This window comes from Methylomonas sp. MgM2, from assembly GCF_054172045.1.
On record NZ_JBSYXO010000040.1, the window covers coordinates 1 to 26,264 of the forward strand.

The 26,264-nt window shown below is 51.5% G+C and carries 21 protein-coding genes; 5 read left to right on the forward strand and 16 right to left on the reverse strand.

Going from position 1 to position 26,264, the window contains the following annotated elements; genetic code table 11:
* Nucleotides 1-1,090: hypothetical protein (locus ACW73I_RS19940; RefSeq protein WP_458031238.1), on the forward strand; the 1,090-nt coding region annotated here is incomplete at its 5' end.
* 413 nt (nt 1,091-1,503) lie between these two features.
* On the opposite strand, the gene ACW73I_RS19945 is transcribed toward ACW73I_RS19940, so the two are convergent.
* The 4 genes from ACW73I_RS19945 to ACW73I_RS19960 form a co-directional block, all read right to left on the reverse strand.
* Nucleotides 1,504-1,761: a hypothetical protein gene (locus tag ACW73I_RS19945; protein WP_458031239.1), complete on the reverse strand. Its 258-nt coding sequence runs from the start codon at nt 1,759-1,761 to the stop codon at nt 1,504-1,506.
* A 477-nt stretch (nt 1,762-2,238) separates the two neighbouring features.
* On the reverse strand, nt 2,239-2,862 hold the full coding sequence (gene parA, locus ACW73I_RS19950; protein ID WP_458031240.1) for a ParA family partition ATPase: 624 nt from the start codon (nt 2,860-2,862) through the stop codon (nt 2,239-2,241).
* A 319-nt stretch (nt 2,863-3,181) separates the two neighbouring features.
* A complete protein-coding gene (locus tag ACW73I_RS19955) occupies nt 3,182-5,431 on the reverse strand; it encodes a PAS domain S-box protein (RefSeq protein WP_458031242.1) in 2,250 nt (749 codons plus the stop codon).
* 25 nt (nt 5,432-5,456) lie between these two features.
* A complete protein-coding gene (locus ACW73I_RS19960; RefSeq protein WP_458031243.1) occupies nt 5,457-7,103 on the reverse strand; it encodes an alpha-keto acid decarboxylase family protein in 1,647 nt (548 codons plus the stop codon).
* Between the two features lie 212 nt (nt 7,104-7,315).
* Here ACW73I_RS19960 and ACW73I_RS19965 point away from each other — a divergent pair, with 212 nt between their 5' ends.
* Genes ACW73I_RS19965 through ACW73I_RS19975 form a run of 3 tightly spaced genes read left to right on the forward strand, consistent with a single transcriptional unit; the run spans nt 7,316 to nt 11,458 of the window.
* On the forward strand, nt 7,316-7,648 hold the full coding sequence (locus ACW73I_RS19965; RefSeq protein ID WP_458031245.1) for an STAS domain-containing protein: 333 nt from the start codon (nt 7,316-7,318) through the stop codon (nt 7,646-7,648).
* A 15-nt stretch (nt 7,649-7,663) separates the two neighbouring features.
* Entirely contained in the window at nt 7,664-8,092 is a 429-nt protein-coding gene (locus ACW73I_RS19970; protein ID WP_458031247.1) for an ATP-binding protein, read from the forward strand.
* Nucleotides 8,093-8,131: 39 nt separating this feature from the next.
* Nucleotides 8,132-11,458 carry an NAD-glutamate dehydrogenase domain-containing protein gene (locus tag ACW73I_RS19975; protein WP_458031248.1) on the forward strand — a complete coding sequence of 1,109 codons (3,327 nt, stop codon included), beginning with the start codon at nt 8,132-8,134 and terminating at the stop codon, nt 11,456-11,458.
* Nucleotides 11,459-11,656: 198 nt separating this feature from the next.
* Here ACW73I_RS19975 and ACW73I_RS19980 read toward each other — a convergent pair whose 3' ends face one another.
* From ACW73I_RS19980 to prmB, 10 genes are all read right to left on the reverse strand, one after another.
* The gene (locus ACW73I_RS19980; protein WP_458031249.1) at nt 11,657-12,487 is read right to left on the reverse strand and encodes a mechanosensitive ion channel family protein; all 831 of its coding nucleotides are present in this window, start codon (nt 12,485-12,487) and stop codon (nt 11,657-11,659) included.
* An 11-nt stretch (nt 12,488-12,498) separates the two neighbouring features.
* Complete coding sequence (locus tag ACW73I_RS19985; RefSeq protein ID WP_458031250.1) at nt 12,499-13,704, reverse strand: hypothetical protein; 1,206 nt, start codon at nt 13,702-13,704, stop codon at nt 12,499-12,501.
* 378 nt (nt 13,705-14,082) lie between these two features.
* Nucleotides 14,083-14,850, reverse strand: a complete 768-nt coding sequence (gene kdsB, locus ACW73I_RS19990; protein WP_458031251.1) for a 3-deoxy-manno-octulosonate cytidylyltransferase — start codon at nt 14,848-14,850, stop codon at nt 14,083-14,085.
* Nucleotides 14,847-15,038, reverse strand: a complete 192-nt coding sequence (locus tag ACW73I_RS19995; protein WP_458031253.1) for a Trm112 family protein — start codon at nt 15,036-15,038, stop codon at nt 14,847-14,849. Before ACW73I_RS19995 ends, kdsB begins: the two co-directional genes overlap by 4 nt.
* Nucleotides 15,019-16,032, reverse strand: a complete 1,014-nt coding sequence (lpxK, locus tag ACW73I_RS20000; protein ID WP_458031255.1) for a tetraacyldisaccharide 4'-kinase — start codon at nt 16,030-16,032, stop codon at nt 15,019-15,021. Before lpxK ends, ACW73I_RS19995 begins: the two co-directional genes overlap by 20 nt.
* Nucleotides 16,032-16,463, reverse strand: coding sequence for an ExbD/TolR family protein (locus ACW73I_RS20005; RefSeq protein ID WP_458031256.1), 432 nt, complete (start codon nt 16,461-16,463; stop codon nt 16,032-16,034). The genes lpxK and ACW73I_RS20005 overlap by 1 nt, the downstream gene beginning before the upstream one ends.
* Complete coding sequence (locus ACW73I_RS20010) at nt 16,463-17,077, reverse strand: MotA/TolQ/ExbB proton channel family protein (protein WP_458031257.1); 615 nt, start codon at nt 17,075-17,077, stop codon at nt 16,463-16,465. The genes ACW73I_RS20005 and ACW73I_RS20010 overlap by 1 nt, the downstream gene beginning before the upstream one ends.
* A 134-nt stretch (nt 17,078-17,211) precedes the next feature.
* Nucleotides 17,212-18,378: an MFS transporter gene (locus tag ACW73I_RS20015; RefSeq protein WP_458031258.1), complete on the reverse strand. Its 1,167-nt coding sequence runs from the start codon at nt 18,376-18,378 to the stop codon at nt 17,212-17,214.
* The gene (gene aroC / locus ACW73I_RS20020) at nt 18,379-19,467 is read right to left on the reverse strand and encodes a chorismate synthase (protein WP_458031260.1); all 1,089 of its coding nucleotides are present in this window, start codon (nt 19,465-19,467) and stop codon (nt 18,379-18,381) included.
* Nucleotides 19,449-20,399 carry a 50S ribosomal protein L3 N(5)-glutamine methyltransferase gene (gene prmB, locus ACW73I_RS20025; protein WP_458031262.1) on the reverse strand — a complete coding sequence of 317 codons (951 nt, stop codon included), beginning with the start codon at nt 20,397-20,399 and terminating at the stop codon, nt 19,449-19,451. Before prmB ends, aroC begins: the two co-directional genes overlap by 19 nt.
* A 74-nt stretch (nt 20,400-20,473) precedes the next feature.
* Between prmB and ACW73I_RS20030 the strand changes: the two genes are divergently transcribed.
* Nucleotides 20,474-21,352: an HDOD domain-containing protein gene (locus tag ACW73I_RS20030; RefSeq protein ID WP_458031264.1), complete on the forward strand. Its 879-nt coding sequence runs from the start codon at nt 20,474-20,476 to the stop codon at nt 21,350-21,352.
* A gap of 58 nt (nt 21,353-21,410) precedes the next feature.
* Here the strand turns inward: ACW73I_RS20030 and ACW73I_RS20035 are convergent, their stop codons facing one another.
* Together ACW73I_RS20035 and ACW73I_RS20040 are read right to left on the reverse strand one after the other, a co-directional pair.
* The gene (locus ACW73I_RS20035) at nt 21,411-24,815 is read right to left on the reverse strand and encodes an EAL domain-containing protein (RefSeq protein WP_458031266.1); all 3,405 of its coding nucleotides are present in this window, start codon (nt 24,813-24,815) and stop codon (nt 21,411-21,413) included.
* A 175-nt stretch (nt 24,816-24,990) separates the two neighbouring features.
* A complete protein-coding gene (locus tag ACW73I_RS20040; protein ID WP_458031267.1) occupies nt 24,991-26,217 on the reverse strand; it encodes a M20 aminoacylase family protein in 1,227 nt (408 codons plus the stop codon).
* Nucleotides 26,218-26,264: the final 47 nt, after the last annotated feature.

The window sequence follows — 26,264 nt, forward strand, 5'->3', positions numbered from 1 at the left end:
TCTGAACCAAAGCTGGCATACCGCCAATCTGAATCAAACCGGAGGGCTCGTCAACGGTGGCGATCTGACCGTCACCGACACCGCCGATTTCACCGGCGGCACGCATTCCGGCAGCGGCACCACAACCTTGCAAGGCACCACGACGATTAGTAGCGGCGCTATCGATTTGGATGCCGGCCGCGTGCTGCGTAACGAAGGTAGCGTGACTTGGTCCGGCGGCAATCTCAATCTAAATCCGACCAACACCGGCGGTTCCGGCCGGATCGACAATGTTGCCGGCGCAACCTGGACCGCACAGGCCAACAACACCATCACGGCGACCGGTTACGGCGATATCGATAATATTCCCGGCGCACCCGCCTTCAACAACGCCGGCACTTTCAGCAAAACCGGCGGCACCGGCATTACCACGGTCAGCACCGCCTTCAATAATACCGGCAGCGTCGATGTGCAGTTGGGCACATTATTATTAAACGGTAACGCTACTTCGAGCGGCTTTGCCAATCAAGGACTCATACGTGTTGCTACTGACGCAGTGTTCCAAACAACCGCTTCCAACCAAATTGTGATTAATGAAGGGCAATTGGAAGGCACCGGCACATTTGACATTAATGGCTCAGGTAATATTTTTCGTAACGACGGCCTCATCGCTGCGGGAAATGACAACGCTGTCGGTCAGTTAACCTTCAATTTCGATAGCAATAGCATCTTCCGTCAAGGCAATGGCGGTGTTTTGGACTTCGATCTGGCATCGTTATCGAACTTCGACACCCTGGCGATCACTGGAAATACCTCGGGCCAAGTGGAACTAGGCGGTACGCTACAAATATCCAGTTTTGCCGGATTTAATCCCGATATCAATGACTTTTTCACTATCATGACTTTCAATCCGGGCACGTTAAGCGGTATTTTCGATAACGTCCTGGCTGTCGGCTTCGATCCGAACATCCGCTTCAACGTTCAGTATTTGGACAGTTCGGTTGTGATCGGCACCTCAGCAGTACCTCTGCCGGGTTCCGCTTGGTTTATGCTTTCAGGCCTGGTTACGCTTCTAGCAACGAGAAGATCAACAAACGGAGGAAATTCTTAGCATTGAGCTCTCGATCCGGCCGGCACCTGTCGGCCGGGCTTATCCGCTTCTTGCAATTCGACACCTAAGGCTTTGAATTGAACCGCCGCCTCCGTCATATCCAATGGGACCTGGATTCGCTGAACGGCCCGTAATATTAAAGGATAACCCAAGCGAACGAAGTCTAGCCTTCATGCACCGAATCAAACTGCGGACTTTTAAGTAAGGGGATGAATCTGCCTGTTTGCAGCCCAAAATGCGCTACAGCATGCATTTTGGGCCAAAAACGCAAAACGAATACTGAAAATCAAAGGGATTTCATCAGGAAAAACACTTTGTTTCCGAGGCTCCCGCCCGAACGCAGCTTTTTCCTCGCTCGATCCTCTTTAGCTTGTATCCGGTTTTGTGGTTATTGAGTTGAGTGATCCAGCCCGTTATTTCACGATTTCCGCCGCAGCCGCTTTTAATTTCGCTTCGTCAGCCTGGATGGGTTTCATCATGGGGTTTTGAGAACTTTTAGCACCGGCAACTAACTCGTCAGCGGTTTTGAATTTAGCTTTTAACGCGTCGATGCCGGGAGCAACCGAACCGTTGTGGCAACCTTTGCAGGTATCCGATTCGCCGGCAACCGATAGGGATGGCATTAGGCCAACTAAAGCCAAAGCAGCCAGGGTTAAAAGAAATTTTTTCATTGTATGTCTCCTCATTGTAATAGCTATCATACTTAACGATAAGATTTGAACGTTTGTTGTGTTGTTTTAAATGTTCAAACGGATAGACGTAGACGATGTAACGATCTACGGGAAATTTTCTATCACACCCTAAATTTCAATGCAAATTGTTTCAGCGGGCCCCGTTAGTTCGATAATGTGGCACCATCCAATTCAAGAGCCAAGACATTGCTGGTAACGCAGTTATCGTCTTTCATTATCGACCAATGAGTGTTTTGTAGTTCGGCCCAACGCTCGGTAGCGTTTACGCTAAGCGAAAAGCGAATTTGTATCCGTCACGGCCATTCAGTCCCTAATCCGGGCGGTTGCGCGCCGGTGTTTATCAAGCATTGTTGTTTTCATTCCGGCAGGATGAACAGATAATGTAAGTCGACTGATTGCGAGTACTCATTCCGGTTCTGATTCGGATGATCAGCAAGGGTTTTCCTTGGCTGGTGCTTACAATTCCTGTAATTCGTTCAGAAGCGATCGAATTTCGTTGCTAGCGGCACTTTTCGCATCGGCTTCTAAAACACATAACCCCAATGCCGCGCTTTCGGCATAAATCACACGCTGCCCGATGATGGTCCTCAATAACGGGATAGGGTAATCTTTAAGCACATCGGCCGCGTCGCGCCCTATCGCGGTATTGGGAATTCTCCGGGTTATGATGAACGCCCTTTTCAGGCCCGCTTTATAAATCGAAACTTCGTCTATGAGTTTAACTATTTCGTCGGCAGCCCAAACGTCATACGGTGACGGTTGTACCGGTATTAGGACGACATCGCTGGCCATCAGGGCGGAACGCGCTAAATCGTTTACTCGCGGAGGGCCGTCGATAATGACGTAGTCGTAACTCGCGGCCAGCTCAGGCACATCCTTGTGCAGAACCGGTTTCGCCATTCCGACGACGGTAAATAAACTCTTCTCCTTTCGAGCGGCTTGCCAATCGAGCGCGCTCCCTTGCGGATCGGCATCTATAAGCAAGGTCTTGCTGCCGGCCAGGGTCAAAGCCGCGGCCAAATTCACGGAAAGCGTTGTCTTGCCGACGCCTCCTTTTTGGTTGAGTATGCTAATGATCATCAGGTATCAACATTTAAAAGCGGGAGCGCTAAAGTTCGCGCCGGTAATCGTTCTAAAGGCGCGGAGTTTAATCGTGTAACGCTGTCTATCTTTATAACGTGTTCAATCGATTTATGATTCTAAGATAAGAATAGCGTTTTCGTTAGTATATATTATGCCTCTATGCCAAATAAGCGAAATTTGGGTCGTTACCATTTGGAGCGAAGATAGTACTGAGCAGCACGTTTTACTTGATAAAGCCGGTCACTGAAAGCATCAGGTTTTGTTTAACGATATCTTTCAGCCGAAGGGATCGTAAATCAATCGATTCAAGCGATCATCACCGCCATTTCAGCACCATTAAGGTGATGTCGTCGTTGAAAACCGCTGCTTGGCAAAATTGCTGTAGGCTGGTAAACAAAGCGTTAATAATCGCTTGCGGACTGTCAGAGGCATGCTCGCGCAGAATCGCTTTAACCCGCTCGATTCCGAAGAACTCGCGATCCGGATTTTCCGCTTCGATAATTCCATCGGTATACAACAAGATGATGTCACCCTCGGTCAGCCGAACGTTTTTTTGCTCGAAGTCTACATGGGGTACAACGCCGACTATCAATCCATCCGTATCCAACTCCATGAACTTGCCGGTAAACCGGTTAAATAGCAACGGCGGAGGATGGCCGGCATTCGAATAGGTGATTTGTTGCCGGGCAAGATCCATTTGCATATAAAACAGGCTTATGAAATAGTCCGCTTGGTCTAAATCCTTGAACAGAAAATTATTTAAAATGGACAAGGTTTCCGCCGGCTTTATCGCAGGATTATTCTGTACCCGCAACGCGCTGCGGGTTTCCACCATGAATAAGCCGGGGCCGATTGAATGGCCCGACACGTCGGCGATAACCAAGTCCAAAAGTGTGTCGTCGCGATAAAAGTAATCGTAGTAATCGCCTCCGACTTTGTCGGCCGGCAGACAAAAGCCCGTGACTTCGAAATCTTTGGTTTGGATTGCCGACCCGGGCGATAGATTGGCCTGAATTTGCTGGGCAATTTTGATTTCATTCTGCGCGACCGCCAAGTCGACTTGAGCCTGACGAATTTTTTGCTCCGCAGCCTTTCGGCTGGAAATATCGTGAATGAATCCACTGAAGATATAGGCATTGCCCAGTTTCAGCGGCGATACGCTTAATTCGACCGGAAATTCGCGGCCGTCCCGCCTTTTCGCGATATGCTCGATTTGTCGATTCAATATGGGACCGGCGCCCGTCTCTAAAAAGGTTTGCAGACCTTCGCGATGCTTCCGATGAAAACGTTCGGGAATAATCAATTCGTCCAGGCGCCGGCCAACGGCTTCTGCGGCGGTCCAGCCGAACATGACTTCCGCTTGCCGATTCCAATCGGTGATGATGCCGTAAGAATCCATAATCACAATGGCGTTAAGCGAACTCTCGATAATCAGCCGGGTACGCTTTTCAGAGTCGATCAGTGCGTTTTGAAAGCGAACTCTCGCGCTGATATCGCGATCGACCCCGCGCCATTTCAACAAATTGCCTTTTTTATCCGTGATAGGCAAACCGGTCGATTCGGTGATGACTTGATGTCCGTCTTTATGCCGGTAATGATTCAGTAAAGCCGAAAAGGACTGTTCGCTCGTTGAAAAATTCGTCTGGCTTTCCTTATCCTGGGGCGTTAGTAACTCGGTGTAATGCTTTCCTATGATTTCGTCCTGGCTGAATCCTAGAATTTGATTAACCGCCACACTGCTATAAGTGTAATAGCCCTTGGGATCTTGCTCCCACAACCATTCCCCGGAAATATCGGCCATTTGCCTAAAGCGTTCTTCGCTTTCGGCCAAAGCCATATCCACTTCCTTGCGATGCGTAACGTCTTCTTCAACGGCCAGAAAATGGGTGATTTCGCCGGCGCTATTCTTGATCGCACTGACGCTTTCATAGACCCAGTAGTTATGTCCTTTTTTATGTTTGTTTAGAATTTCTCCATGCCACGCCCCGGTAGTAACCAAGGCATCCCACATCGATTGGTAGAACTCCTCCGTCATGTTTCCGGATTGCAGCATGGTGGGTTTTTGCCCGAGCAATTCGTCGGCCGAATATCCGCTCATTTCCGAGAATCTGGGATTGACATACTGTATGCGCCCCGACGCATCGGTGATCATCATCGCACTGGCGCTTTGCGCGATGACTCTGCGCATGACTAAAAAGTCGTTTCCGGGCTTGATGGCCTGAATTAACAGGATCGCTTCGGAATAAGCGTCACATGCTTGCGGCAAAAACGAAATCGACACCAGCGCCTGGAAACTTTGATGCCGCTTGGTGATGATCTCTACGCCGAAACAGCTATCCGTCTCGGTATTCACCTGTTTGCTATGAACCGCTTCCCAAAAAGACGATGCTCTGGTCGATAACACGGTTTCAAGCGTGAGGCCGATCAGCTCTTGTTTGCTATAACCTAGAAGATTCGCAACCGCCGTATTCGCCTGAACGATGTGGGGTGAAACGGTCTGATCATTCGGTTCGTCGAACCGGATGATCAGCATATTGAATGAAAGCGTATCGATTAGCCTATGCATACAGGATACCGGTAGTGGACTGATATCAGCCTCTGACCCTGGATTGCAAATGTTCCGCCAATCGTCTCATTGCCGGCGAAGCGTCATCGGAGGCCAAATGCACATTGATAATACTAGGCATGCTGCGGTTTGCTAATGCCTTCAGCAACGCCTGTTCAAACTCTTCTTCTGTCGCCGCATCAAAGCCTTGTAACGGCCCAAAGACTTCGCCCAGACGATCGAAGCGCCATTCGCTGATATCGTTGAACGGTCCTTCCAATATGCTACGCTCCGTGCTGTATCCGCGATTATTGAACACGACGACAATTGGAGCCAGGCCGAATCGGGCATGTGTGGCGAGCTCCGTACCGGTCATTTGAAAGGCGCCGTCGCCTACTAAAACAAGCGCGCGCCGTTTCGGACTGGCGATTTGCGCGCCCAGAGCGGCCGGCATCGCAAAGCCCATGGAGGCGTAATAACTGGAGGACAGGAATTCGGTTTGTTCATGCACCTGCAAATCGATCGCCGCGAATAAACAGTCGCCCACATCGCATACGACGATGAACTCATGACTAAGCGCCTGATTGAGGCGTCCGATTAATCGGTCCGTCGTAATGGGCCGGTTGGAAGCGGGAAATCCGCCTGCGGTTATCGCAAGCGTTTCCGACTTGAATTTCTCAACGCGAGTTTGTACGGAACCGACCAATGCCGTTAAGAAATCGCCGAGTAAAATCTTAGGATATCGATGGGAGCTGATCACTACTTCATTCTGGGCGGCGCGGATCATCTGCTGCGGGTCCAGCTTCGCCGTGTAAATGCCGGTGTCGATGTCATTCAGGGTTACCCCCAGCATCAGCAATAAATCGGATTGCTCGACCACGTAACGCGTATATTCGGAACCCAGCGCGCCCTCGTAGATACCCAGATAAGCCGGATGGCGCTCGGCAATCACGGACTTACCCGTCATTGTCGCGGCCACAGGCAATCCCGCGCGATCAACCAGTTCCAGCAAGGTTTCCTGCAATCCACGGCGGTGCAATTCAACGCCGGCGATTACCGCCGGCGACGCCGCTTTCGCCATTAATTCAAGACTTTCGGCGACCGCCTCCGATAATGCGGTCATATCGCTGGTGAATCGTTCGGCGGTCTCGGTGGGCAAGGGATATCCCTCCGCCAACACCAAGTCGCGCGGGATTTCGATATAGACCGGCTTGCAAAACCTTTTTGCGGCTGATATGGCATGATCGATCTGCCGAAAAGCGATCACAGGATCATTCAACACCACCGCCGCGCAGGTGATGCGTTCGAAAATTTCACGCTGGAACGTGAACGGACCGAAGCGATGATGAATTAAAGGATCATCGCTTTGTTCGCGCACGCCCGGCGCGCCGCTGATCACAACGACCGGAGACGACTCCGCATAAGCCCCGGCTATGGCATTCACGGTATTAAGCGCCCCGACCCCGTATGTCACCGCCAATGCGCCTATCCCCGAGCAACGCGCGTAACCGTCCGCGGCAAAAGCGGCGCAATCTTCTCTGGTGGTACCGATGTGGGAAATCGGACTTTTATACATCAGATCGTAAAAGCCGAGGACATAATCTCCCGGCACGCCGAAAACGTGCTTAACGCCCGTTGCATACAGCCGATCGAGAAGATATTGCCCAATACTATCGAACTTAACCGTACTCATATGATCTACCTCGTCTCAGGTGTAAAACAGTTTTTATTCCGACGGTGTCGCTTCAACAAAATTCAATCGCCGCTCTGACATTACATCCAATCGTTAATTTCAGACAAGAATTTTCGGAAATCGTGCACCCCTTGTGTCGATGGAATAATTTATCGAGTTAGTGCTAGACTCTGATCGAGTGTGAATCAAATCCTGTAATTTCAGAGAAAACCATGAAATCGAATCTGGAAAAAATAAACGACTTTAGCGTCCTGACTATACACGACGAACGGATCGACGCACATAACTCCAGCGAATTAAAAGAATATTTGCTGGAGATGATAGAAAACGGTGAAAAACACGTCATCGTAAGGCTGACACACGTCCGATTCATCGACAGCTCCGGTTTGGGAGCTCTATTGTCCGGCCATAAGCATATGGCCATGAAATCGGGGCAATTCGCTTTAGCCAACATCCAACAGCAAGTACTGTCGATGTTCGAATTAACCAGACTCAACCGGGTATTTGAAATTTATACGGATGTCGATGAAGCGCTTACTACTTAACTATAGAGAAATGCTATGCATACCTCAGTTATACATGTGGACGTTGTGATTCCAACGCACACGAAATATTTGGATTTAATCGGTAGTATCGGAGAACGTATAGCCAAGGAATTGGACGATTTTACCGGCGATAGGGAAGCTTTAGCCTATCAACTAAACCTGGTATTAACTGAGGCGACCGCCAACGTCATAAAACACGCTAACGACAGCAATCCTAAGGAAAACACCGTCAAGATAACGATACATCTGCAGGAAAACGCACTCGTAATTAAAGTATACGATCACGGGCAGGGATTCGATTTGGATACCGTGCCAACGCCCGATTTTGACCATCCCAAAGAGAACGGCATGGGACTTTTTTTCATCCGTTCGATGATGGATTCCGTCACCTATACTCGGCAAAATGAGTGCAACGTGTTGGAAATTATCAAATATTTAAAATAACCCGCGCCAACGGGACGCCCAACCGACAGGATGCTAACCATGCAAACACCGATTAATTCATGGTCGGAAGCGCTAAAAGAATTAACCGAGCATACTTTAGAAAGAGAAACCGGACTATCGTTATGGCAAAAATATCATCGGTCCTTTCCGCCGGATTATCAGTCCCTGATTACGCCCCAACGCGCCTTCAACGATATTCTGCAATTGGAGCAGTTAAGCGGTCCTGATCAAACCAACGTCAGCCTGGTGGAACCGGACGAAAACCAGCCTAACTATCGCCTGCATTTTTACAGTGAACGGCAGCGCTATCTGGACGAGTTTATCCCCGTACTTGAAAACATGCACTTGCGGGTCATGGACCAGGTGCAGTTTAGCTTGTCGGTTCAAGCCAAGCAGATAACGATCAAGAGTTTTACCGTCAGAGCGGCTGCCGACGAATGTAAACCGTTCGATCAGGTAAAGTCGCCATTAGTGGATGCCATTCAATCCGTCATGGACGGAAAGGCCGAAAACGATGCGATCAACCGTTTGACCCTGTTGACCGGCATGACTTGGCAGGAATGCGATGTGCTGCGTACCTACCGAAACTACTATCTTCAACTAGATCATTGGACCACGAAAGATAGCATTCACCATGCAATGATTAACAATCCGTCGGTCTCGCGCAGCCTGTTTGATTATTTCGAGGCGCGCTTTAGACCGAATCCCGATTGGCAAGACTCAATGGACAGGGAAGAACAAGCCTCGTTTCCGTTGCGCCTGCAGCTCCTGGAAAATATAGCGGCGGTCGAAAATATTAACGACGATCGTATCTTACGCGTTATTTTCAACCTGATAGACGCTACTGTTAGAAGTAACTTCCATCAGCGCCGCTGGCAAGACGATTATTTTATTGCGATTAAAATCAATAGCCTGGGCGTGATCGAGATGCGGCCGCCTAAGCCCCAATACGAGATTTACGTGCATGGTGTCGATATGGAAGGGATACATCTGCGCGGTGGAAAAGTCTCTCGCGGCGGTATTCGTTGGTCGGACAGAGTCGATGATTTCAGAACCGAAATCTTGGACCTCATGCAGACCCAAATTAGCAAAAACGCCTTGATTATCCCAACGGGCTCCAAGGGCGGCTTTGTGGTAAAGCTAAACAAAACCTCGCAAAACTTCAGGGAAGCCGGGAAGAAAGCCTATATCCGGCTAATTCGGGGCTTGCTCGATTTGACCGACAATTACCACGACGGCAAAGTCGTTCACCCCAAGGACATAGTCGTGCATGACGATCCCGACCCTTATTTGGTTGTCGCCGCCGACAAAGGCACGGCCAAATTCTCGGATATCGCCAACGGCATTGCCACCGATTATCAGTTTTGGCTCGGCGACGCGTTTGCCAGCGGCGGTTCGCACGGCTATGACCACAAAGCGTTGGGTATCACGGCCCGGGGCGCCTGGGAATGCGTGAAACGGCATTTCCGCGAATTGGGTAAAAACATTCAAGCAGAACCGTTTACAGTCGTCGGTATCGGCAGCATGGACGGGGACGTATTCGGCAACGGCATGTTATTGTCGCCGTATATTCGGCTTTTGGCGGCATTTAGCGGCCAACATATCTTCATCGATCCCAATCCAGCCGAAACCGACCACGCTTTCAAAGAGCGGCAGCGCTTGTTCGAACTCGCCGGGTCCAGCTGGGATGACTATGACCGCAGTCTGATTTCCGCAGGCGGCGGCGTGTTTGCGAGAACCGACAAGGATATTCCGGTCTCCCCGGAATTGAAAAAATGGTTAGGCATCCGTTACAAATCCATCGATGGAGAAAGCCTGATCCAGCATCTCTTAAAAGCGCCCGTCGAGTTATTGTGGCTAGGCGGCATAGGCACTTATGTAAAAGCAAGCTCGGAAAAGCATGAAGACGTCGGCGACCGTAATAACGACAACGTGCGCGTCGACGCTTGCGACGTTGGCGCCAAAATCGTAGGTGAAGGGGCGAATTTGGGCTTTACCCAACAAGCCCGTATCGAATTTAGCTTGCTCGGCGGACGCATCAACACCGATGCAGTCGATAATTCCGCCGGCGTGGACACCTCCGATCACGAAGTCAACTTAAAAATATTACTGGCGGACTTGCAGAAAAAACAGCTCATAGCCGATTATCAAAGCCTGTTCATCGATATGACCGATGCCGTCTGTCAATCGGTACTGGCGGACAACATCGCCCAGAGTCTGTGTTTGTCGTTGGATCAACGTCGATGCGCGGAAACTCCGGCGAAATTCATACAGCTTGCCGATAAGCTGGAAGCGGCCGGATTTTTAGACCGGGCAGTCGAGTCATTTCCGCCGAACAAAGAAATACAGGAGCGTCCGGGGCAAACCTTGACCCGCCCCGAGCTGGCCGTATTAATGTCGGCAAGCAAAATGTATCTTACGGAAACAATAGAAAATCAAATCAATCTATTTCAAAATGCCTGTTATGCCTGCTCTCTGCATTGTTATTTTCCCGACGCGTTGGCACATGGGTTCGGAGCGCACTTCGACCAGCATCCCTTAGCCAATCAAATAAAAGCGACCGCCATCAGCAATTTGATCATCAACCAAGCCGGCTGCGGTTTCCTGATCCAGGACGATAATGAAAACAACAACATATTGGACTTCATCAATGCTTACTTGACCTTCGACCAGGTGCTTCAGGCAAATTCGATCAGACTGGCGATCCAGCATTTGGATAATCGGGTTGAAGCGGAGACTCAATATCAAGTTTTACTCGGACTCGAAAAAATTTTGGCCGGCTTTTGCCGGTGGTCGGTCGCGCACCATGCCGGCATATACCCTAGCGACGAAACCATAGGCAATTATCGGCAACTTTTGAAACACTATGAAAACTATATCGTTCGACAAGCCGGGGACAATCTAAATAGACTGATCGATCATTATCAACAAGCCGGCATTCCGGGCGACCTGGCGAAAACATCGGCTATCATTAGCCATCTTAAGGACTTCCTGTTCATGGCCGCGCTAGTCAACGAAACTCAAACAGACTTTGCGGTGATAGGCGCGCTGCTGGACGACATTGACAAAACATTGGGGATACGCCAGATCCAACAGCCGTTAAACCAAACACCTCTGCGAGATTATTGGGTTAAAACCGTCTGCAATACTCTGCAAGGCGATATTCAACAATTTACCGCAGAGCTCATTAAAAAGATGTTGTTCAATAACATAAAGTCCTGTTCGGATTATCTTGAACATCAGGTAAACAAGTCTCGCCTCGACCGCTACCAAAAAATCTATCTTGAGAATCAGAAAACAACGCCGGTCAACTTGTTGGCATATGTCGTATTGATTAGAGCTTTGGAAAGTTTACTCGAATCGTGATTGGCTGAAAGCAGGCGGATAAAGCCAGCCATTATTTGTTCAACAAGGTCGTTTGCCTGCCGCCGGCAGAGGTCCGGTCGGCTTGCTTGATGGCCTCCGGATAAGTTAGATCGGTCAAAACCGTCATTACATCGAGTCGGGGCATAACCTTCTATTTCAAGCACCGGCGATGACGCAAGGTATTTTATGCGGCCCTTATCAATTATCCCCACTGTTTGCGCGGGGTATTCCGCTCACGGTTGTCGGTACCGAAGAAAACACCGCTCCCGCGGCTCTTAACTCCTGCTTCCCTCTGACAGTCAAATCGGAGATGAAGCGAAACTGCTGGCGCGGATCGATCGGATAGGCCTTGAGCCGATACTGTGTTCCCCAAGGATATTCCCGCACGACAACCAAAACCGGCTCATCGTAACGAAGATATGGGCTGGTCAAAGCGACATCCTGTAATAACTCTACAATTTGGGCGGCATCATGATCGGGGTGCAAGTAGAAGTCGGCGGCACATTGCAGTTTCGGCGTTCCGTTATTGGCATTGGTAACGGCTTGGTTCCATAGTTTTAAATGCGGGATAGTGACAACCGAATCATCCGGGGTAACAATCTGCAGCGTGCGTATGCCGACGTGGCTAACTTCCCCGTATACACCGTTTATTTCGATCCAATCGCCATTGCGATAAGGTCTTTCCGCGACCGCAACCACACCCGCAATCAGGCTGGAGGCATAATCCTTTAGCGCAAATCCCAAGGCCAGGCCGAGTGAGCCAAGCACCGCGATCATGTTTTGCACCGAAGGCTCGATCACGCGCGGTATGACCAACAGGATGGACGCGACGACGAATAACAAGCGTAGAAACGGCACCATCGCCAGCAAAAAGAAGCGAGGCTTGCCGTGCAAGCGATTGGCGAGCCAGGGTAACAATTTTTGCGTGCTTATGATCAGCAGGCTAGTACCGACGACGATCAACAGCAGCTCCAAAATCGTGCTGCTGTCCGGAGATTTGAAGATTTTTGCAAGCTGCCGGTTATCCATGACACTCCTTGCTAGAAACCGTCAGGCATATAATCGCGAGAACGCAAATAATCACGCACCGGGATATATCCCAGCGCCGTGATTTGCCAGCATTCATGTCGCAGACAAACGATACCCATGTCTTTTAAGCACAATAATAAAGACACGATCCGGTGATGCGACAGAGGAAGAAGCCGAGTCAGGATGTCTTCGGACAAGCCGTTATGCAAAAGCAACGCGTGAAGAATGAAGGCCATGTCTTCATCTTTATTACCGGGCAATACGGGTTCCTTAGGCATATCGGCCACCCAAACGCTGCGCGCTTCCGAGTGCGGCGGATTTTGGTCTTGACTCTCCGGTTCCGCCTTCAATCTTTCCCGCCAATACATTCTGGCAAGACCGACGTTGCCGCGGCAATAAACGGCGATCTGACTCAATTCGGGGCTGGTTTCAGGCTCTGCGCCGGGCGAATCCAGCGTTATGATTTTGCCGTTACCGGCATTTTTAAAGGCAAGCTCGCTGTCGACGGCCAAATCAAAAAACAGACGGCTAAGACGTGCTCCGTCAAATCCTTGTAGCGTTAAAACATCCCATTCCGGAATAGGCCAAACGCGCTGTAAATAAACCCATGCCCAACTATCGCAAGCGATGACTCCGTTGACCAGTTCTCCCCCGAAAACCTTTTCGAACAACGGCCGTATTAATTTGAGTCCTTGCGCATGGCGCAGATAACAGGACTCCAAATGCGGTAACACCCATAATTTTCCGGGTTCAGGCCAATTTTTAAACCAAGCCGACGAAGCGTCCAGAATTTGCTCGGGCGAAGGCGGATCGATTTGATGCGCACCGTTCCGGCGCGCCCATGTTGTCAACATTTGGCTATGTCCGGCGTAAGGCGGTCCGACGATGAATTTGACTGAACATGTCCCAAGAGGAAGGCGCGCCTGCCAGTCTATCGCCTTATCGAACGCGTCGGCCGCACACCCCCAATCGATCTCCTGTACCACACGGTCAAGATGCGCCTGCGGCAAGGATTGCAGTTCACTCTCCTTCTTTAAGGGCGGCAACTTTTCCGTTTCAAGACGCAGAAAGAAACGCTTGAACGAAGCCCACTTCAAGCGTGCCACGTTAGCGCCGCTGGCCTTGGGCAGGCGATAATCGCTCAGGCGGACAAGCTCCCACAACGGCGCCGCAACCGCCGCATTCGGGTTTCCCGCCGACCGACCCTCGTTTCGCATCCGACCACCATATATTCAGACCTGAAAGCCTCCGCCCGCCGGAGACCATGCCGGTTAATTTAACCCGGATAAAAGCGAAAAGAAATGGATTTCCGACCGTTCCAAAGGTCAGCTTGCCCAGCCGGCGAACGCTAGGCCTTTGATGATTCAACAACCGTCCGCTCAAAGCCGCTTGTTAAATGACCATGCAGCGGGTTGAATTTGTTCGAACCGACACCGCCACATCCGATGGAAGAAAGAAGGTCGCAATTGCCCATGTCCTCACCGGAAAGGACTGAGGTGAAGCGTGCCTATGCAAGCGGCCCGCCGCCCATCGTCAAAATGGGCAAGCTCGATATCGGCCTATGGATACGGCAGTTTTCGCCCGGACTAATTAGTCTAACCCTGTCCCAAACTCAGTGCCACTCGCCACAAATCCTCTTCGGTATCGACCCCCGCTTCCGGCGTACGGTCGACGACTTCCACCCTAATTTTTTCACCGTACCAGAGTATGCGCAACTGCTCTAAGGATTCGACACTTTCAAGCGGCGAAGCCGGCCAACTGCAATAGCGCTTCAAAAAACCGACCGTGTAAGCATACATGCCGATATGGCGCAAATACGGCAGTTTGGCGTCTTCCGTAGTGTGGCGATGCTCCGGAAAAACCGCTCTATCCCACGGAATCGGTGCCCGGCTGAAATACAGGGCATAACCGTTTTTATCGAGGACCACTTTCACCGCATTGGGATTGAATATTTCCTCCGCTTCGATGATCTTAGCCGCCAGTGTGGCGATACCGGCTTCGCGTTGTCCGGCCAACGCCGCCGCCACAAGCTGAATGTATTCAGGCGGAATCAGCGGTTCGTCGCCTTGCAGGTTGACGACAATGTCGTCATCGCACCAATCCATGACTTGCGCAACTTCCGCGATGCGCTCGGTGCCGGACTGATGGTCGGGATCGGTCATGACCACTTGCAGACCCAGCGCGGCGACGGTATCGAAGATGCGTTGATCGTCGGTGGCCACTACGACTTGCCCCGCATCGGCTTCCATGGCCCGTTCGCACACATGGGCGATCATGGGTTTGCCGGCAATATCCAACAAGGGTTTGCCGGGCAGCCGGGTCGACGCATAGCGCGCCGGAATGACGACTTTAAACGCCGTCATTTACGCAAGGCTTCCGCTTCTTCAAAACCCAATTCGCGGGCTTCGTCTTCCAGCATCACCGGAATATCGTCGCGAATAGGGAACGCCAAGTTGCAGGCTTTGCAAATCAATTCCTGTTGATCTTTCTGGTAGATCAACGAACTTTTGCAAATCGGGCAGGCCAGGATGTCAAGCAGTTTTTTGTCCATGAGCTTTGTCTTTTAATAATTTAAGTAATTGTTCGGAAAAAACTTGGGGTAATACGGCATCGACCGGCAAAAACCAATGATGGGATTCGGAAAAGCCGCTGCATTTAACCGCGTCTTTTTCCGTCATGATAACGGGTTTTTCACCCTTAAATCGCAAATCGCGTGCGCTAAAGGCATGATGGTCAGGGAAGGCATGGCAGTCACAGTTCAACCCGGCTGCGGCCAATTGCTTGAAGAATCGATTGGGATTGCCGATGCCCGCTACAGCATGGCAGGCTTGGCCGGCGAAATTCGCCAACGCCTTTCTCTCGCCCGTTTTCAAATTGATCAAGCTCCCGCCCCGGCATTGCATAGCATACTCGCCCTCTTCCAATACATCCCCGCCATTCACTACGACCAGGTCCACTTCTTTGACTCTTTCCGGCGGCTCGCGCAGAGGACCTACCGGCAGACAATATCCGTTACCGAAGCGGCGCTCGCCGTCGATCACGACAATTTCGATATCGCGCTGCAGAGCGTAATGCTGCAAGCCGTCATCGGAAATAATCACATCGCAATCGTTGCGGCTTAATAAATACTTAGCAGCCGCAGGCCTGTCCGCGCCTATCACGACGGGGCAAGCGCAGCGTCTCGCCAGGAGCAAGGGTTCATCCCCGACCCTAGCCGGATCACTATCTGCCGTAACCGCTTGCGGCGCCCGGCCGGCATCGCCGGCATAGCCGCGGCTGATCACTCCGGGCTTGTAGCCTGCCTGCATTAAGAACTTGACCATCCAAACCACTAACGGCGTCTTACCGGTACCGCCTACGGTCAAATTGCCGACCACGATAACAGGCACAGGCAGCCGGACGCTTTGCCGGCGTCCGGTCTTATACAGCCAGCGCCGCAAACGAATCGCATCGACATAAAACATCGATAGCGGCATGAACCAGCTGGAAATGTACATTTCCTTGTACCAAGCATCCTCCAACCAGCGCGACAGCGATTTTTTCATTATTTTTCCGTTGGATTGATTGCAAAAGTCACATGGCGAAATCCCAGCTGGCTGGCAACATCCAATGCGCTTACCACGGCCTGATGCGGTGTTTTACCGTCGGCGTTGATGATGAACGGCAGCCGCCGCGATTCTGCCGAAAATTTCGCCAGCGCTTCCTTCAGGCTCGCCAGAGTCTGATCAGGCAAGGGCCGGGTTTTACCCGACTCGCCGGATAAGGCGTATTTACCGTCGGCATCGATAAATAAATTGATCGAATCGCCGGCTTGATCGGATTCCTCTCCGCTGGCTTCCGGCAGGTTGATTTTCAAATCGGTATGTAGACGAAACGTCGTTGCGATCATGAAAAAAAACAGCAACACCAGCAGCACGTCTATCATAGGTATCAACCCGATCTCGACCGGCGCGCGTTTCTTACGGCGGAAATCCATCAAACGTCCTCTCTGTTGCCTTGCATGATGTCGATCAAGCGCAAGGATTCCTCCTCCATTCTGACCACATGATCGTCAACCAGGCGCTCGAAATAACGATGAAAAAACAGACTGGGAATCGCCACGACCAAACCGGATGCGGTACAAATCAATGCTTCGGAGATACCGGCGCTTAAAATGGTCGGATCGCCCATACCGCCGGCCGAGATATCGGAAAATACCCGAATGATGCCGTCCACGGTGCCTAATAATCCCAGCAAAGGCGCGATCGACGCCAAACTACCCAGCCCGGTCAGATAACGTTCCAACTCGTGAGTCACCTGGCGGCCGACCTCTTCTATGCTGCTTTTCATGATCTCGCGGCCGTGTTTGCGGTTGAATAAGCCGGCCGCCAATATCCGCCCCAGCGGCGAACTCATTCTGATCCGGCGTATCGTTGCATCGTCCAGTTTATTTTCTCGATGCAATTGCCAAATATAAGGGACTAAATCGGGCGGAATGATGCGCTTGCGCTGCAGCGACCAAAGCCTTTCCCCGATGATGGCCATCGCTGTAATTGAACACAAGATAATCGGCAGCATCATCCAGCCGCCGCTTTTAATAATTTCAAACACCTAGCGCTTCCTCTACAATAAATCAAAGCAAATTTTAACCCAATCCGGCCGAGTTGTGCCGGCAACCCTTGTAAAACGGAAACCCGCAGTCCGCCGGCTTTCCTCGCTTAAGCGGGTGACGGCGTTTCCGTAGGCTAGATACTTGGCGCGGCGGCGGGTCGAAACCGGTCGCGACCGATCCCGACAAACGCAATCAACAAGGCCAAGCCGCTGGCCAGGGCCGCTCCCGCGAATACGACTTCGCCGCCAAGCGAATCCCAAAAATAACCGCTGAAATAACTACCCAGCATGCCGCCCAAGCCAAAGCTGATACTGCTGTACAAGGCTTGTCCCTTGCTCTGATGGCCGTTGCCGAAATGGCTATGTATAAACAGCATTGCCACCACATGGGCGACTCCGAAGCTCGCGGCATGCAGTATTTGCGCGAACAAAATCACCGGCAGACACTTGACCCCATAGGCGATCATCGCCCAGCGCAGCACGGTCAACGTCAGACTGGACAACAGCACGGAGCGTAAACTAAAACGCTTTAAAAGCCCGTACATCCAGATGAAAACCGCAATTTCCGCGACGACGCCGAGAGCCCACAACAAGCCCGTCAGTGTTGTGGTGTAATGATGTTGCTGTAGATAAACCGAATAGAACACGTAGTATGGGCCATGCGCGACCTGTAACAGCAGGTATACCGAGAAAAATGCCAGCAATTGCGGCTGGAATAACACGCCGAAAATACTAGCGGCCGGCTTATCGGCGCGTTGCGCGGCGACTTCGGGCGTAATCAGGGCGACCAGCCAGTTCAGCGTCAGCAGTCCGCCGATGATCCAGGGCAAACAAGCGATGCTGAAATCGTCCAAGATTCGACCAATGCCTAAAACGGCGGCGATGAATCCGACCGAACCCCATAAGCGAACGCGGCTGTAACGTTGCGGTTCGGCACGCAAATGCAGCATCGTGGCCGCTTCGAATTGCGGCAGCGTGGCATTCCAAAAAAAGCTGAAAGCGATTGTGACCGCCGCTATCCAACGGTAATCGCTGCGATACAAAAAGCCGGCAAAAAACACCGCCGCCAGCAGACACATCAGGCGTATCAAGCGCAAGCTGCGGCCGGTTTTGTCCGCCAGCCAACTCCAAAGGTGAGGCGCAATAATTTTGGTCGCGACCAACATCGCGGTCAGCTCCCCTATCTGTTCCGCCGCAAAACCGATCTGCTTTAAATACAGGCTCCAGAAGGGTAAAAATGCCCCTAAGGTAGCAAAGTAAATGAAATAAAAACCGGATAAGCGCCAGTATGGCAATGTCATCTAGCGCAATATAGGCAAACCGCTATTTACCTGCTGATTCTGCGCCCTGTGCCGTAATAAATGATCCATCAACACCAGAGCAACCATGGCTTCGGCTATCGGTGTGGCGCGTATGCCGACGCAAGGATCGTGGCGGCCTTCGGTCACCACCTCGATCGGCGCGCCGCTGCTGTTGATGCTCCTGCCCGGCAAACGCAGGCTGGAGGTCGGTTTCAGCGCGATACGGGCAACGATATCCTGCCCTGTCGATATGCCGCCTAAAATACCGCCGGCATGATTGCTCAAAAAGCCTTCCGGCGTGATCTCGTCGCGGAATCGCGTGCCTTTGGTATTGATGCAATCGAAACCATCGCCGATTTCCACGCCCTTGACCGCGTTGATGCTCATCAAGGCGTAAGCCAATTCGGCATCCAAACGGTCGAAAATGGGTTCGCCCAGGCCGGGCGGTGCATTGCTGGCAATGACTTCGATCTTGGCGCCTATGGATTCGCCTTCTTTGCGCAAGGCGTCCATGTATGCTTCCATCTCGGCTACCTTATCGGCATCCGGGCAAAAGAAAGGGTTGTTGGGAATCTCGGCCCAATCGAAACGCTCGATCTTAATCGGCCCCAATTGCGACAAATAACCCCTGATTTGAATAGCGTACTGTTCGAATAAATATTTCTTGGCGATGGCGCCGGCCGCGACCCGCATCGCGGTTTCACGCGCCGACGAACGGCCGCCGCCCCGGTAATCCCTGATGCCGTACTTGTGCTGATAAGTGTAATCGGCATGACCCGGCCGAAAGCTATCGGCAATTTTGGAATAGTCTTTCGAACGCTGATCGGTATTTTCGATGATCAGGCCGATGGGCGTCCCCGTGGTTTTGCCTTCGAACACGCCGGACAAGATTTTGACCTGGTCCGGCTCGCGCCGTTGGGTGGTGTGGCGTGAAGTGCCGGGTTTCCGCCTGTCCAAATCCAACTGTAAATCCCCTTCGCTCAAGGCCATGCCCGGCGGGCAGCCGTCGACGATGGCGCCCAAAGCCAAACCGTGGCTCTCGCCGAAGGTGGTCACCGTGAATAATTTTCCTATCGTGTTTCCTGACATGCTGATACCGCGTTTACAAATAATGAGTGATATTCTTTGACTTGTGCCGCCGTCAACAAAAATACGCCGTCGCCGCCACGCTCGAACTCCAACCAGTGAAACGGCACCGTAGGGAACAGGTTTTGCAAAGTCTCCGCGCTACTCCCCACTTCGACGATCAATATCCCTTGGTCCGCCAGATAGCGGTTGGCATCCGCCAAAATGCGGATGACCAAATCCAAGCCCGTTTCGCCGGCGGTGAATCCCATTTCGGGCTCCGCGTGAAACTCGGGCGGCAATTGCTCCCATTCGGCGATAGCGACATAAGGCGGATTGCTGACGATGATGTCGTAAGGCTTAGCGGGCAGTTCGTCGAATAGATCCGAGCGATACAGTTCGACCTGATCGGTCAGGTTGTGTTTTTCGATATTGATTCGCGCCACTTCCATCGCGTCTTCCGATAACTCAACCGCATCGACCTGCGCATCCGGAAAAGCATAGGCACAGGCTATCGCAATGCAGCAACTACCGGTGCACAAATCTAATATGTTAAACACCTCGTCTTCGGCGACCCAGGGATCGAAGTTTTGCTCTATCAATTCCGCAATCGGCGAACGCGGCACTAAAACCCGTTCGTCGACATAAAACGACAAACCGGCAAAAACCGCTTCGTGAGTAAGATAGGCGGACGGTTTGCGCTCATTGATGCGGCGCCGTATCAATTCGGCAACGGCCTGCCGCTCATCGATCGTCAACACGCTATCCAAATAGCTGTCGGCCAAATCATAAGGCTGATGCAGCGTGTGCAGCACGATGGCCGCGGCTTCATCCAACGGCGTGACGGTTCCGTGGCCTAAAAATATTCCATGCTCGGCAAAACGACTCGCCGCCCAGCGAATATAGTCTCTAATGCAGGTCAGGGTTGTGATAACATCCGGTGCGATCGTATACATGGCTCGCCGAAACAACAAAAGACCGTAAATTCTAAACTAAACTCCGTGCGCTTGTCCGAATAAAGCAAACACCAATGACTGAGGCCGTTCCCGACTCCAAGACCGCCAAGCTGGCTAAAAACCGTTTGTACCTGGATTGCTACAAATACATGCAATCGGACAAATTGGCCTTACCCACCATTCCCGACGTATCCATCAAGATTCGGCGCGCCATCAACGAGCCCAGAGCCAACAGCAGTAAAATCGCGCGCGTGGTACAAATAGACCCTAGCATCACCGCGCGTCTGATCAAGATATCGAACAGCCCGTTGTTCAGGGGCCGGCGCAAAATCGAAAGCTGCCCGGAAGCGATCACCCGCCTGGGCTTAAAAGCGGCACAAGACATTGTGACGGTGTTCGCGTTGAAAGCGGTATTCAACGCCAAGTCCGGGGTGATTCGGCGCAAGATGCAAGAACTGTGGGCGCACAGTAGTCATGTTGCGGCGATTAGCGCGGTATTGGCCCACAAAACACCGGGCTTCGACCCGGATAGAGCCATGCTGGCCGGATTGACGCACGACATTGGGGTAGTACCCATTCTGGCTTACGCCGACCGTCAAGCCGATATTCTGGCGTCTCCCGGCGACCTTGCCGAAGCGGTCAGGGAATTACGCGGCGATATCGGCGTGCAAATTATCCGGAAATGGGATTTACCGGCGGATTTCGAAGATGTCGTGGTTTACGCGGAGGACTGGTACCGCGACAGCGGGCCGGAAGCCACCTATAGCGACATCGTGATGATTTCGCAATTACACAGCTTCATCGGCAAAGTCGACATCAAAAAAATGCCGAAAATGGACGAATTACCGGCATACAAAAAACTCGCCGCCGGCAATTTAGACGCCGATTTAAGCATTAACATCCTCGACCAGGTCAAAGACGAAATCGAAAACATTCGGGCAATGTTGGCCTAATGAAACGCGAACCTCGATAAAACGCCGATGCCGGCCTATCGCCGAAAAGTAACCGAACTCAAGTCCAACTGCGGCCGTCGCCGATAAACTGCGCCTCGAATTCTTCCGCGACAATGGGCCTGGAGAACAGATAACCTTGCGCACAATCGCAACCGGCCGATATCAATAGATCCCGCTGCGCTTCGGTCTCGACTCCTTCGGCAATCACCTTCAGGTTCAATTTGTGCGCCATCAGCACGATACCTTCAACCAGCGACCGATGCGTTTCGCTGGACGTCAGCTCTCCGACAAACGATTTATCGATCTTCAAGAAATGAATCGGAAATTTATTCAAATAAGCCAGCGACGAATATCCGGTCCCGAAATCGTCTATCGATACCTGCATACCGGCCCTCTGCAAATTTATCAGTTTTTCGTTAACCTCCGGGTTATCGTTTAATAAAACGCCTTCGGTAATTTCCAATACCAAACCGTCGCGCCCGAGACCGGACTCCGCGAATTGCTTGAGCCAGTCACCAAAATACTGTCCCCGCATCAATTGAACCGGCGATAAGTTGACCGAATTAACGAAAGTATCGCCTATCAAACCGCTCCAACGTTGACTCCATTTCAAGGCCTCGGTAAACACCCAATTGCCCAATTCGTGAATGAAGCCGTTGCTTTCGGCTATCGCTATGAACTGGTCCGGACCGATAAAACCGAACAACGGATGTTTCCAACGCAGCAAGACCTCGGCCTTGCTGATCCGGCCGCTGCCTAAATCGACTATGGGTTGAAAGTAGACGTTGAATTCGCCGACTTCCAAGCTGCCCCGCATGTCGGCCGCCAAACGCATATGCAGCATGGCCGCTTCTTGCATCTCCGCTTTAAAATAATGAAAACAGCTGCGTCCGGAGTGTTTGGCGGCATACATGGCTTGATCGGCCTTTCTGAGTAGCTCTTCGACAGTCGAACCGTCATCGGGATAAAACGCAATACCGATGCTTGCCGACACAAAGGCCTGTTCTTTCTCTAATTGGAAAGGCAGTTTGATATTTTCCAAAATGGCATTGCAGATCCGTTCTATATCGTCCTGTTCGGCCCGCGGAATGACCAATGCGAATTCGTCGCCGCCCAAACGCGCCAAAGTATCGGTCTCTCTGACGCATTGCCGCATGCGTTTGGAGGCTTCGACCAATAACGCATCCCCCATCTCGTGCCCGAGCGTATCGTTTACATCCTTAAAATGATCCAAATCCAAAAACAGTAGCGCAAACTTGTACTCGCCTCTTTGCGCCAATTTCCGCTCGCGCTCCAAATGCTCGGCCAACATACGGCGATTGGGCAAATTCGTCAAAACGTCGAAATTGGCCTGATGCCAAATCATTTGTTCGGCTTGCTTCTTATCGCTGACGTCGGCGCCTATCGCCACGTGGCGAAAAATCGCGCCGTCCGGCCGACGCACAACGCTGATGCTAAGCCGTTGCGGATAAACGTCGCCATTTTTCCTTCGGGCCCAGGTTTCCCCGTCCCAAAACCCGCGCTCCCTGATACTTTGCCAAATCGTCGCAAAAAATTCCTCGTCCTGACCGTCCGCACGTAAAAAACTAGGATCCTTTCCGATGATCTCCTCGCTTTGGTAGCCCGTAAGCCGAGTAAACGCCGGATTGACGGCCACGACGCGATTGTTTTCGTCGCTGACTACAATAGACTCGCGGCTATGTTCAAACACGAGACCGGCCAATTGGTGCATTTCCTCCAAATGCTTGTGTTCCGTCACATCGCCATAAACCCCTACGACGCCTAACAAATGATTGTTAATATCGAGTAATGGCACTTTGGATGTACGCATCCAAATCTGCTTCCCATCGGCACAGGTCGCTTTTTGATCGAAAGCCAGTTTCGGTTTCAAGGTTAACATCACCTCCTTATCGTCTCGGACAAAGCCATCGGATTCTTGCTTCGACCAAGCCAAGTCATAGTCCGCCTTACCTTGAACCAGTCCCGTATCGGAAAAGCCAACATCCTTTGCAAATAAGGTATTGCATCCCAAATATCGTGATTGCTTGTCCTTCCAGAATACCCGCATCGGCAGGGTATCGACCACTTGCTGCAACAGATTTCTAGACTCCTCAAGCGCTAGCAGCGCATCGTTTACGTTTGAGATGTCTATGCCGATGCCCATCAAATACGTTGCGTCGTTGAAAACGATACGTTTAAAGGAAAAACTATGCATAACCCATTGCTGGTTTACCGACCACAAAGGTTTTTCGAAAGAGGCTTCGCCCGTTACCAACACTTGGCGCAACTGGTCGTCGAATTGTTTCCGGTTTTGCAAAGGAATTAATGACCGAACATGCATCGGCCGCGAGTCGCCGCTGTCAGAGTCTATGAAATTGGCGATATAAGAATTGTGTTTCAGAATACGCCCATGTTCGTTCAGTAAAACAAATACGCCCGGCAAACTCTCGACCATCGCGTTCAGTAACAGCCTTTCCTGCTTTAAAGCCGTCTCTGCAAGGATCCAACGATCATAATCGCGTAATAAGGCATGCTGCCTGACTACCGCCAACACAACCACCGCCACCGCGCTTGTCCAAATCACTCGGACGATGTTTTCCAGCAAGCTCGGAATGACTATCGTGGCGATCACGGCAACTGAAACCAGCACAACCGCAATCAGCGGCAGTAACCGCAATATCCCTTCGTAATGGCGTATCCGGTTCCGGTCATTGCACGGCTGGAGTTCCAGATAAACTATCGAAACAGCCAACAATAAAACGCCGACCGAAAAAAAGCCGTTAAACCAAGCGCCAACCGTAACGACGCCGTCCAGGGCTATGCTATTCCGTTTCATCCAGCTCCAGGCCATCGACGACACGGCCAGCAAAAAAGTGCTCCAGGCCCATGTCAAACGCAATCGCAAAGTAAGCAAGACAACCACGGCGATACAGAGTACGGCTAACAAACTGGCGGGATACAGAATTAGGCCCACCATCTCGGGCAAAGCCAAATTCCCTTTTTTAGGCAGAAAAAACACCATCACTAAGGCCACAGCCACAACGACGGCCATTGCACAATCCACCGAAAAGAAACTCAATTGCCTCGCCGAAACCCGCTCGGATACGAAGTCAATCAAACCCAGCGCCAGGCAAGGCCCCAACCATAGATAAAACAGGTCGGATCCCGAAGGGAAGCTTCCGCTTTCCGCTAAAGGCTGAAGATCCCGAATGATTTGGCCGATTGCATAAGCGCTAATGCCGACCGCAAACCACCAACGCCTCGAATCGTGAGCTTCGGGCTTGATTTGAATAGCTATCCAACACAACAACGCGGCGGCGATTGTGGAAAACGTCAAATGTAAGTTATCGAAAAACCGCAACCATTCTTCCGAACCGGCAAGCCATGTGCCTAAAATGCCGCAGGTTAGGCCAAGAATTCCCGTCCACAAAACAAATTGTATTTTCCTAACGTGTTTGGTCATTAAGCCCTTAACCTATCTTATCCACAAGTAAGCCGATGTTTATTAAATGAGGCGTATCGTTCGTTACGGTTTGATAAAAACCGTAACGAACGAACCGAAAAAACGGTCAGGCAACACTTGAGCGATCGTCACGTCATTACGCGTATCAAACCTGCCGAGCATTAATAAAAATAGCTTATAAATCGGATTTGGCAGGCAACGCGGTTTCGACCAACCTCACCCAATAGGTGGCACCGAGCGCCAGCACATCGTCATTGAAGTCGTATCCGGCATTATGTAAAGTACAAGGCCCCGTTCCATGCCCCCCTTCACGATGAGCGCCGTTCCCGTTACCGATGAAACAGTAACTACCGGGCACTTGTTCCAGCATAAACGCGAAATCCTCGGCGCCCATCGTCGGTTGCTGCTCTAAAACATTTCCATCGCCAACGATAGCCGCCAACACCTCACGCGAAAACTCAGCCTCCTTTCGATGATTGACGGTGGCGGGATAGCCTTTGATAAATTCGACCTCGCATTCCATGCCGTGCGCCAAGCAAGTATGCCGGGCAATTTCTGCTATGCGCTTGTGCATGAGCTCCATCACCTGATCGGAAAAGGCCCGCAAGGTGCCGGTCAGTTCGCAATCGTCGGCGATGACGTTTTTCGCATCGCCGACATGTACCGTTGTGACCGACAACACGCCGGCATCCAAGGGATCGGCATTGCGGGTCAAAATCGTTTGAAACGCCAGAACCATTTGCGCGGCTACCGGCACGGGATCCAAGCCCAGATGCGGCATGGCGGCATGACATCCCCTGCCGCGGATCACGATTCTAAATGCGTCGAACCCAGCCATAACCGGCCCCGGACTCACCGCAAATTTTCCGGCCGGCAAGCCGGGCCAATTATGCATGCCGAACACTCGCTGCATCGGAAATTGTTGAAAGAATCCGTCTTTGATCATCGCGTCGGCTCCGCCGCCGCCCTCTTCCGCCGGCTGAAAAATCAAATAAACCGTGCCGTCGAACTGCTTGCGTTCGGCCAAATATTTCGCCGCCGCCAATAACATCGCAGTATGACCGTCATGACCGCATGCGTGCATTTTTCCCGGATGTTTAGAAGCATATGAAAACGTGTTTTGTTCTTGGATAGGCAAAGCATCCATATCCGCTCGTAAACCAATGGCGCGCTCGGCACTGCCCGCTTTAATGACGCCTACGACACCGGTCTTGCCCAAACCGCTATGCACTGCGACACCCCATTCCATCAGCTTAGCCGCGACCAAGCCGGACGTGCGGAATTCTTCATAAGCCAGTTCCGGATAAGCGTGAATTTCGCGGCGTAATGTCCGCATTTCGTCTATTTCCGTGACGATTTCATTGATTATATTAATATGCTTGAGATTAAATTCATTTTTCATATCAGTAGCTTGACCTGTGCTATCCACTAATCCCTCCCATCAATTCG

Excerpts from the sequence above, each read along its gene's own strand:
- ACW73I_RS19945 (WP_458031239.1), bottom strand. The coding sequence starts at position 1,761 with ATGAAAAAATTTCTTTTAACCCTGGCTGCTTTGGCTTTAGTTGGCCTA.
- parA (WP_458031240.1), bottom strand. The coding sequence starts at position 2,862 with ATGATCATTAGCATACTCAACCAAAAAGGAGGCGTCGGCAAGACAACG.
- ACW73I_RS19955 (WP_458031242.1), bottom strand. The coding sequence starts at position 5,431 with ATGCATAGGCTAATCGATACGCTTTCATTCAATATGCTGATCATCCGG.
- ACW73I_RS19960 (WP_458031243.1), bottom strand. The coding sequence starts at position 7,103 with ATGAGTACGGTTAAGTTCGATAGTATTGGGCAATATCTTCTCGATCGG.
- ACW73I_RS19965 (WP_458031245.1), top strand. The coding sequence starts at position 7,316 with ATGAAATCGAATCTGGAAAAAATAAACGACTTTAGCGTCCTGACTATA.
- ACW73I_RS19970 (WP_458031247.1), top strand. The coding sequence starts at position 7,664 with ATGCATACCTCAGTTATACATGTGGACGTTGTGATTCCAACGCACACG.
- ACW73I_RS19975 (WP_458031248.1), top strand. The coding sequence starts at position 8,132 with ATGCAAACACCGATTAATTCATGGTCGGAAGCGCTAAAAGAATTAACC.
- ACW73I_RS19980 (WP_458031249.1), bottom strand. The coding sequence starts at position 12,487 with ATGGATAACCGGCAGCTTGCAAAAATCTTCAAATCTCCGGACAGCAGC.
- ACW73I_RS19985 (WP_458031250.1), bottom strand. The coding sequence starts at position 13,704 with ATGCGAAACGAGGGTCGGTCGGCGGGAAACCCGAATGCGGCGGTTGCG.
- kdsB (WP_458031251.1), bottom strand. The coding sequence starts at position 14,850 with ATGACGGCGTTTAAAGTCGTCATTCCGGCGCGCTATGCGTCGACCCGG.
- ACW73I_RS19995 (WP_458031253.1), bottom strand. The coding sequence starts at position 15,038 with ATGGACAAAAAACTGCTTGACATCCTGGCCTGCCCGATTTGCAAAAGT.
- lpxK (WP_458031255.1), bottom strand. The coding sequence starts at position 16,032 with ATGAAAAAATCGCTGTCGCGCTGGTTGGAGGATGCTTGGTACAAGGAA.
- ACW73I_RS20005 (WP_458031256.1), bottom strand. The coding sequence starts at position 16,463 with ATGGATTTCCGCCGTAAGAAACGCGCGCCGGTCGAGATCGGGTTGATA.
- ACW73I_RS20015 (WP_458031258.1), bottom strand. The coding sequence starts at position 18,378 with ATGACATTGCCATACTGGCGCTTATCCGGTTTTTATTTCATTTACTTT.
- aroC (WP_458031260.1), bottom strand. The coding sequence starts at position 19,467 with ATGTCAGGAAACACGATAGGAAAATTATTCACGGTGACCACCTTCGGC.
- prmB (WP_458031262.1), bottom strand. The coding sequence starts at position 20,399 with ATGTATACGATCGCACCGGATGTTATCACAACCCTGACCTGCATTAGA.
- ACW73I_RS20030 (WP_458031264.1), top strand. The coding sequence starts at position 20,474 with ATGACTGAGGCCGTTCCCGACTCCAAGACCGCCAAGCTGGCTAAAAAC.
- ACW73I_RS20035 (WP_458031266.1), bottom strand. The coding sequence starts at position 24,815 with ATGACCAAACACGTTAGGAAAATACAATTTGTTTTGTGGACGGGAATT.
- ACW73I_RS20040 (WP_458031267.1), bottom strand. The coding sequence starts at position 26,217 with ATGAAAAATGAATTTAATCTCAAGCATATTAATATAATCAATGAAATC.